This is a genomic window from Halomonas urumqiensis (genome assembly GCF_003028575.1).
Taxonomy (GTDB): Bacteria; Pseudomonadota; Gammaproteobacteria; order Pseudomonadales; family Halomonadaceae; genus Halomonas; species Halomonas urumqiensis.
The window spans coordinates 1-8188 of sequence record NZ_PYUD01000015.1; the positions used below are offsets into that span (position 1 = coordinate 1).

Sequence of the window (8188 nt, forward strand, 5' to 3'; positions counted from 1 at the left end):
TCCATAGCGATCATGTAATGTCGGCAGGGCGCCGGCATCCAGGAACTCATCTGGCAGACCGATCTGCTGGAACTTCGCCGAAACCCCGTTCCGCATCAGCAGCGAGGCAACGCTTTCTCCTAGGCCACCGATCACAGAGTGATTCTCGGCCACGAACACTGGCTTACCTTCGTGACATCGCACTTCAGACAGGATCGTCTCCTCGTCCAGCGGCTTGATGGTCGGGCAGTGGACAACCGTGACCGCCACGCCAGCTTCCATGAGTTCATCCGCCGCCTCGATGGCCCGCATCGTCATAAGGCCGGAGGAAATGATCAGGGCGTCGCCGCCTTCGATCAGGCGCTTAGCCTTGCCAATCTCGAAGCGATAGTCATCGAAACGGTCCAGCACATTGGGCACTTTGCCCCGCAGGAGTCGCATATAGACAGGCCCATCGTGGTCGACCATGGCCTGGACGGATTGCTGGATATCGATGGCATCGCAGGGGTCGATGATGGTCAGGTTCGGCATGCCACGAAAGATAGCGACATCCTCGGTAGCCTGGTGGCTCGGTCCATAACCGGTCGTCAAACCCGGCAGGGCACAGACAATCTTGACGTTGAGTTTCTCCTCCGCGATCGCCATGGCGATAAAGTCATAGGCACGGCGCGATGCAAATACGCCGTAAGTGGTGACGAAGGGAATGAAACCTTCACGGGCCATGCCGGCGCCCGCACTCATCAGCAACTGTTCGGCCATGCCCATCTGGTAGAAGCGACCAGGATACTCATTACCAAAGATGTGCAAGTCGGTGTATTTCGCCAGGTCAGCCGACATTCCCACGATCCTGTCATTCAATGCTGCAGCCTCAACCAAGGCATGCCCGAAGGGTGCCATCGTTGTCGGCTGTCCTTCCGCCGCGATAGAGGCGATCATCGCCGAGGTCTTCAACTTTTTCTTGGCCGTCATTGCGCGTCTCCTCACTTGATCCCGTAAACGTCGTCCAGCTGTGCCAGCGCGAGACTCCACTCGTTCTCATCCACACGGATGAAGTGAGTCTTTTCACGGGTTTCCAGCAGCGGAACACCTCTCCCCATCAGGGTGTCGCAGATGATCACACGAGGCTTGTCGGACTGGCTGCCGACTGCGGCATCAAAAGCCCGGACCAACGCTTCCAGATCATTGCCGTCGACTCGCCAAGCTTCCCAACCGAAGGCGGCCCAGCGATCTGTAATAGGTTCGTAGCTGAGGACCGTCGACGACTTGTCATCGGCCTGTTGGTCATTGACGTCAACGATGGCGATCAGGTTGTTCAACTTCCAGTGGGAAGCGGATGCCACCGCCTCCCAGGTGGAACCTTCGTTGAGTTCACCATCAGAAAGCAGGTTATAGACGAAGGAATCTCTTGCCTTGCGCTTGAGCCCCAGGGCCATGCCGACGCCAATGCCAAGGCCATGGCCCAGGGAGCCACCGGTAATTTCCATGCCCGGCGTATAGGTTGCCATTCCGGACATGGGCAGAATGCTGTGGTCACTTCCGTAGTTCTCGATCTCGTCTTCCGCGACGATGCCGGCTTCGATCAGCGCGGCATAGAGAGCGATGGCGTAATGGCCAATCGACAGCAGGAAGCGATCACGCTCCTCCCATTCGGGGTCATCCGCCCGGTACCTAAGATGTCGGAAATACGCCACTGCCAACACGTCGGCGACCCCAAGAGCCTGGCCAACATAGCCTTGTCCTTGGACTTCGCCCATCAGCAGTGCATGGCGGCGAATGCGATACGCATGCCGCTTCAGCTTCTCCAAGTCCTCGGGCTCTACCCTCGATGCAGCAACGCTCATTGACCACCCCCATGAATTGGTTGACCATTACAAGATAGACCCATTACCACCCTCTTTAAATTCGACTTTTGTCTACCAGGAGTAGATAGTTTATGCTATTGATTTGTAAAGTCTTTTTATATAAAAAATAGTATTCACAGGCCTTCCCTGTACATTTGATCACATTGCACAAAATGTTGACCAATTCATCCGGACACATGAAACCCTTGCGCAAGTGCAAAGCAACTGAAATCGGGCAAGCAAGGCCGATGCGACTCCCTTTCCAGGACTACGCAGCGATATCAACTGAAGTGCTGTCGGAATCGGGGAGAGGCGGCACCAAAGGGCTGTCAGCTATTGGCCCGACGTGATGCCCGTGGCCACTGTAAGCATGAGCAGTCGCTCCACCTAGACTCGGAACAGCCTCAGCTGTCGAAATGATCAAAGCTTATCGTCTGGTCTGGATTTTGAGGGCTGCTACAAAATACATACCTATACGAGGTTGACCGGTTCACTACGGTAAAAGCCATCCAAATTCTCCAGCACTCGACCAATCAAGCTATCTATACTACTCGTGCTCGCCCAGGCCACATGGGGAGTGATGATGAGTCGTGGGTGCCGATTGCAAAGCAGAGGGTGTTCTTCCGAGGGAGGTTCGGATTCCAGCACATCAAGAGCAGCACCGCCCAAGCGCCCCTCATTCAGAGAAGCCAGAACCGCCTCAGCATCCACCAGCGTCCCACGTGCAGTGTTGATCAAGCAGGCCCCCTCTTTCATCAACGACAACTCACGAGCACCTATCAAGTTGATGGAACCCGGAGCGGCCGGGCAGTGTAGTGACAGAATGTCACTCTCACGCAGGGTATCCTCGAAGGACGTATAGCCGCTTCTTACCGTGCCCGCCCCTTTGCGCTCGGCGAAGATGACCTTCATACCCACTGCTGCAGCGAGCTGCCCTACGCGCTTACCGATATCCCCTTTCCCTACGATCCCAATAGTGGCGCCCGTGACATCAAGGATGGGAGCAATGTGCATGCAGAAAAATGATGACTTCGACCAACGATCATAGCTCGCCTCAGAATAGGGAATCAATTGGCGACGTAGGGCATAAATTGCTGATATCACCGACTCGGCAACACTATTGGTGGAATAGTCTGGCGAGTTGGAAACTGCTACCTCATGATCTCGACAGGCCTCAATATCCACACAATCGTAGCCACTGGCAGCCACACACACAAATTTGAGCTGAGGGAGTTTTTCCAGATCTTGACGCGTGATCTTTACTTTATTGGTGATAGCGATATCAGCTTCATTTAACGCCTCCACAGCACTATCGCCAGGAGCAAGCGTAAGGTTTTCCCATTGCTCCACCCACGCGGGAACAGGAATGTTTTTTGGCACGGTTTCACTATCGAGAAACACAATTTTCATAAACTTACCTAGTTACAGCAATGAACACTGGCGCATCCCTCTAGCGCTCATAAGTCGTGCAAGCTCAGTTACCAAGACATTCCTTGATAGAACTTGGTGCATCATGGAGGTCGAGGCGGCGCCCAGCCTTGAGAACCTGACTTGGTACATCATGATGAACTAGAGCAGGCAACTGTGCAGCTGCATCGAGAACCTGTTCCAGATCAATACCGGTACGATAGCCCATCAACTCCAACATGTGCACAAGGTCCTCGGTAGAGACATTGCCAGTGGCACCGGGAGCGTATGGGCAGCCACCGAGCCCACCAAGAGCGCTGTCAAATCGGTCGGCTCCAGCTTGAATCGCCGCCAGGGCATTGGTTAATGCCATGCCCCGCGTATTATGCAAGTGCACAGTGAGCTGGAGGTCCCCGAAGCGGTCTTTGAATTCGGTTACCACTTCGGAGACCTGAGTGGGATAAGCCATGCCGGTGGTGTCACAGAGGGTAATACCGCGCACACCGTGTTCTGCGAAGCGCTCAACCCATGAGAGCAACGTCTTGAGCGTTACGTCACCTTCCATGGGGCAGCCGAATGCAGTTGAGAGCGAAACATTAACAGCGGTACGGGTCGGCTGTATCTCCTTAATGACCTCACTCAAACCACGAAACGACTCTTCACGCGTCATTCTCAGGTTAGTTTGGTTATGGCTTTCGCTGGTCGACATGACGAGGTTAGCCTCATCGACATCACAGAGCAGTGCGCGCTCAGCACCACGCAGGTTTGGCACCAGCACCGTATACTCGATGTCGGGGTGTCGAGTAATGCTTTTCATGACTTGTTCAGCGTCGCGCAACATCGGAATCGCTTTCGGAGACGTGAAAGAGGTCACCTCAATTTTCGAATAACCACACTGACTCAACTTATTAATAAGTTCTATTTTTTTGTCAGTGCCTACGAACTCTCGCTCATTCTGGAAGCCATCTCGCGTGACGACTTCTTGCATATATATCTTCTTTTCTCCGCGCTGCATTGCACTTACCTCCCGATGTCAAGTTAGATAATACCCTTTGCTTCATAACGGAATGGTCATCAGAGTTGGTGTCAACCAAGCTTGCCAAGTTCCACGCCGCCGCTTTCAACTCCTTTCAGCACACGACTCAACTCACGACCCAAGGAGTAGCGATTCTTGACGTCATTGACTTGTGTATAGCGTCAACCGACTCTGGATCCAAAAGGATACGCGATGACCGTAAGTTGCCATCAGTCGTTTGAAATTGCTTTTACAGGCTTCCTCTATAATGAAGTGACCTGGCCGGCATCCGACATGGTGACCCCGAGCTAGACGCTACGCCCCCAGCACGCCATCTGCGACCGCATACGGAATCCAATCTCTCCATCCTCGTAACCTCCACTTGCTCACATGCATTAGGTACGCCTCTGTTGGCATTCGCCCTCGCGATCAACCGCGGGACCCTGGCCGCGGCCTTAGCAGCAAGATCAACACCACGCTTGACATGATAGCTGAAATGTCAGATGATGCAAGAGAAGATATTACAGCTGCAATGACGGAAGAGACAACATGAGCGATACTAGATATATTGACGAACTTGTGATGAAGGCGCGAAAGGCGCAATCGATCCTGGACGGCTACAGCCAAGAGCAGGTTGATCTGATTGCTGCTGCTATTGTCTTCCACCTATCACGCCCGGACCTTGCGACCCAGATTGCCGAGATGGCATATGAGGAGACCAAAATGGGCTTGGTCGAAAGCAAGCGCTCCAAGCTCACTCAGAAAATGCCTGCCATCTTTCACGACATTCGCAAGGAAAAAACCGTTGGTGTTATCGATCGTGACGAGGAAAACGGTATCACCACCATTGCAAAGCCTTTTGGAGTCATCGCCGCCCTTGTACCGAGCACAAACTGCGAAGCAACCCCGATTTTCAAGTCAGTCCTCGGTATTCGTGCACGCAATGCGGTAATTTGCGCTCCGCATCCGTCAAGCAAGACCACAACCCAGTTCGTTGTCAACGTTATTCGCGGAATCTTGCGGTCTCTTAATGCGCCGGAAGACCTTGTCCAGTGCATTGATACGCCGTCAAAATCTCTGGCGAATGAGCTTATGGCTCAATGCGATCTGACGATGGCTACAGGCTCTGGAGACATGGTTAAAGCAGCCTATTCCTCTGGGCGACCTGCCTATGGCGTGGGTGTGGGCAACGCCGCAGTCATCATCGACGAAACAGCCGATCTCGAGGATGCCGCGGCAAAGATCCGCATCGGAAAGACAGGTGACAATGCTTCGGGGTGTTCGGCGGAGAACTCGGTCATCATTCAAGCTTCAGTATACGATGACTTCCTTCGCACTCTTAAAGAGCAAGGCGCCTATATCGTGTCCTCAGCAGACAAAGAGAAGCTTCAGGCGGTCATGTGGGAGAATGGACACGTATCCCGTAAAGTCGTTGCACGCCCCGTCAGTGAAATTGCTGCATTAGCCGAACTCGAGCTGCCGGCGGATACGAGCTTCATCGTCGTTGAGGAGACTGGTACTGGACCTGACTACCCGTTCTCAGGCGAGAAATTGAGCCTGGTTCTGACTTGCTACAAGTATGAAGACTTCGATGAGGCAGTGTCTCTGGTTAACAAAATCACTGATTATTCAGGATCCGGGCATTCTTGCGGGATTCACTCCAATGACAGCACACGCATTCTAAAGCTAGGACTTGAGACACGAACATCAAGGGTCATCGTTCGTCAGCCCCATGGCGTAGCGAATTCTGGGAGCTGGTCGAATGGTCTTGCGAAGACATTCTCACTCGGCTGTGGAAGCTGGGGTGGAAACTCTACTTCTGAGAATGTGACTCAGAAGCATTATTACAACAACACTAGGATTGCGGAACCGATCAAGCACACGGCGCCAACTGACGATGCGTCAATTTATGGGCATCTTCTTGACAAGATCGCTAATCTTCGCATCGAAATGGAGGAATGAGAACAATGCAATTCGCCATTCGTCCAATGATTCACGACTACGACACATTCGCTGCCTTCGAGGACGCGCATGTCGTCGGCCCGAGAGATCTGATATTCACTCAGCGAATTCTCTATAAGACATTCTTTTCACACACCCAAGCACAGACACTGTTCTACGACGACTTCTGTGATGGTGAACCGACGGATATCGCCGTCGACGCCATGTTGATCGATGTACGCTCACGCGATTTCGACCGGCTCATAGCGATCGGTGGTGGGTCAATTCTCGACTGTGCAAAGGTGCTTGCACTCAACTCGAACGAATCTGTCGATTCTCTATTCGCCCAAGGTGTACAGCCCAGACGCAAGGTTGAGCTTATACTGTCGCCGACAACCTGCGGGACAGGTTCTGAGGTAACCTGCGTTTCTGTCTTCGACTTCCCCGAAACCGGTAGTAAAATGGGCAAGGGATTTGATGCAGGTTTCGCTGATCATGCGGTACTGATCGACGAATTTCTCTCGAAAATTCCCTACCAGGTCTTCGCAACATCATCGGCCGACGCCCTAGTTCATGCGCTTGAGATTTACCTCGCTCCGAAGGCGAATGCCTACACCGATGTGTTCTGCCTTGCGGCCGTGCAGACGATTCTGCGGGGATACAAGCGTATGACAGAGCTTGGGCCTAGCGTGATACGAGAAGACGCTAAGGCTTACCTTGCCGCAAGTAATATGGCTGGAATAGCGCTGGCGAACATATTGGCCGGTGGCGTACACGCGATAGCGATGCATTTCGGAAGTGAACATCACGTGCCGCATGGGGAGGTAACAAGACTGTTCCTACCCCCTGTATTTAAAATTTATTACGAAAAAGCGCCCAACGGAAAGATTGCAGATATCGCGAACCTGATCGAGGAAATTCTTGGCCCCTGTGATCCAGGATGCACGCCCTTCGATGTGCTGGACGAACTTTTGGCCAAGGTCGTGCCGACGCGCCGACTGAGTGAATACGGCATGGATGCGGGCGATGCCAATCGCTATGCCGACAAGGTTATCGAAACCCAGCAGCGGCTTCTGGTGAACAACTACACGCCTCTCTCAAAAACTGATATCGTTCAAGTATACAGCCAGCTCATGTGAAGAGGGCTGAGAGTCATAGAGAGGCGAGAATATGGCGCGCAATTTTTCAGAGAAAGCGTACAACACGATCAGGGAACGGATCATCAGCGGAAAGTTGCGCCCGTCAGCGCCGCTCGACATCCACTGCATCGCCACAGAACTCGAGATGAGTGTATCTCCGGTGCGTGACGCCATAAAAAAGTTAGAAGCTGATGAGCTGGTAGTAATCATCCCCCGCTCGGGCTCCTACGTGCGGGACTTTACAATACCAGACCTCATCAAAGGCTATGAACTTGTGGAATCCCTAGATGGTATGGCAGGTTATCTAGTGGCTGAACGAGTCTCCATGAACGACGTCGACGGGCTCGAGCTCGAGGCCAAGCTCACCCCCCTCGTAGATGAGATGGAGCAGAATCTCGAGCGCGAAAATGTTCGGAAATGGGCTGAACTGGATGAGCTTTTTCACCAAACCATTTTCGACTTATCTGATAACACACTAATTTCTAATAGCTATTACTCTGTTCGCAGTCGAATGAAGTTGGTCTTGTCTTTCATCAGTCCGATCCATGTCGATCGGGAGAACTCTGTACGTGAGCATCGACTTATCATCGCTGCGATCACTTCAGGGAACCGCGAGGAAGCACGGAGGCTCTGCCAAAATCATCGAAATCTAGTGCGACAGATATTGAAGTCACTTTTATCTCATATATGACTTAGCAATCAGACTGAGAATGAGACCTCACATTTAGCCATTGTTGCAGCCAAAGTCTAGCCAAAGGAGGTGATGCTCTGATCATCTCCACCGGCCTGATGACCATATGGGCCATTGAGGCGGCGGATGCACCATGGATGCCGGCGCTCTGCCGACATTACATGATCGCTATCGG

7 protein-coding genes are annotated in these 8188 nt (G+C 52.7%); 3 read left to right on the forward strand and 4 right to left on the reverse strand.

The window, feature by feature from the left end; all coding sequences use genetic code 11:
• From C6V82_RS17810 to C6V82_RS17825, 4 genes are all read right to left on the reverse strand, one after another.
• Positions 1 to 948 (reverse strand): transketolase family protein (locus C6V82_RS17810; RefSeq protein ID WP_107164749.1); only part of this gene is annotated, 948 nt, incomplete at its 3' end.
• Between the two features lie 11 nt (positions 949 to 959).
• Entirely contained in the window at positions 960 to 1820 is an 861-nt protein-coding gene (locus C6V82_RS17815; protein WP_102588090.1) for a transketolase, read from the reverse strand.
• 471 nt (positions 1821 to 2291) lie between these two features.
• Positions 2292 to 3230: an NAD(P)-dependent oxidoreductase gene (locus tag C6V82_RS17820; RefSeq protein WP_102588091.1), complete on the reverse strand. Its 939-nt coding sequence runs from the start codon at positions 3228 to 3230 to the stop codon at positions 2292 to 2294.
• A 64-nt stretch (positions 3231 to 3294) separates the two neighbouring features.
• Positions 3295 to 4242, reverse strand: a complete 948-nt coding sequence (locus C6V82_RS17825; protein WP_102588092.1) for a hydroxymethylglutaryl-CoA lyase — start codon at positions 4240 to 4242, stop codon at positions 3295 to 3297.
• Positions 4243 to 4791: 549 nt separating this feature from the next.
• Here C6V82_RS17825 and C6V82_RS17830 point away from each other — a divergent pair.
• Genes C6V82_RS17830 through C6V82_RS17840 form a run of 3 tightly spaced genes read left to right on the forward strand, consistent with a single transcriptional unit; the run spans position 4792 to position 8013 of the window.
• Entirely contained in the window at positions 4792 to 6204 is a 1413-nt protein-coding gene (locus tag C6V82_RS17830; protein ID WP_102588093.1) for an aldehyde dehydrogenase family protein, read from the forward strand.
• Positions 6205 to 6209: 5 nt separating this feature from the next.
• Positions 6210 to 7322 carry an iron-containing alcohol dehydrogenase gene (locus C6V82_RS17835; RefSeq protein ID WP_180978271.1) on the forward strand — a complete coding sequence of 371 codons (1113 nt, stop codon included), beginning with the start codon at positions 6210 to 6212 and terminating at the stop codon, positions 7320 to 7322.
• Positions 7323 to 7353: 31 nt separating this feature from the next.
• A complete protein-coding gene (locus C6V82_RS17840) occupies positions 7354 to 8013 on the forward strand; it encodes a GntR family transcriptional regulator (protein ID WP_102588095.1) in 660 nt (219 codons plus the stop codon).
• Positions 8014 to 8188 lie beyond the last annotated feature (175 nt).

What these genes read in the sequence shown, in the direction of transcription:
- C6V82_RS17815 (WP_102588090.1), bottom strand. Translation starts at nt 1,820, where the DNA reads ATGAGCGTTGCTGCATCGAGGGTAGAGCCCGAGGACTTGGAGAAGCTG.
- C6V82_RS17820 (WP_102588091.1), bottom strand. Translation starts at nt 3,230, where the DNA reads ATGAAAATTGTGTTTCTCGATAGTGAAACCGTGCCAAAAAACATTCCT.
- C6V82_RS17825 (WP_102588092.1), bottom strand. Translation starts at nt 4,242, where the DNA reads ATGCAGCGCGGAGAAAAGAAGATATATATGCAAGAAGTCGTCACGCGA.
- C6V82_RS17830 (WP_102588093.1), top strand. Translation starts at nt 4,792, where the DNA reads ATGAGCGATACTAGATATATTGACGAACTTGTGATGAAGGCGCGAAAG.
- C6V82_RS17835 (WP_180978271.1), top strand. Translation starts at nt 6,210, where the DNA reads ATGCAATTCGCCATTCGTCCAATGATTCACGACTACGACACATTCGCT.
- C6V82_RS17840 (WP_102588095.1), top strand. Translation starts at nt 7,354, where the DNA reads ATGGCGCGCAATTTTTCAGAGAAAGCGTACAACACGATCAGGGAACGG.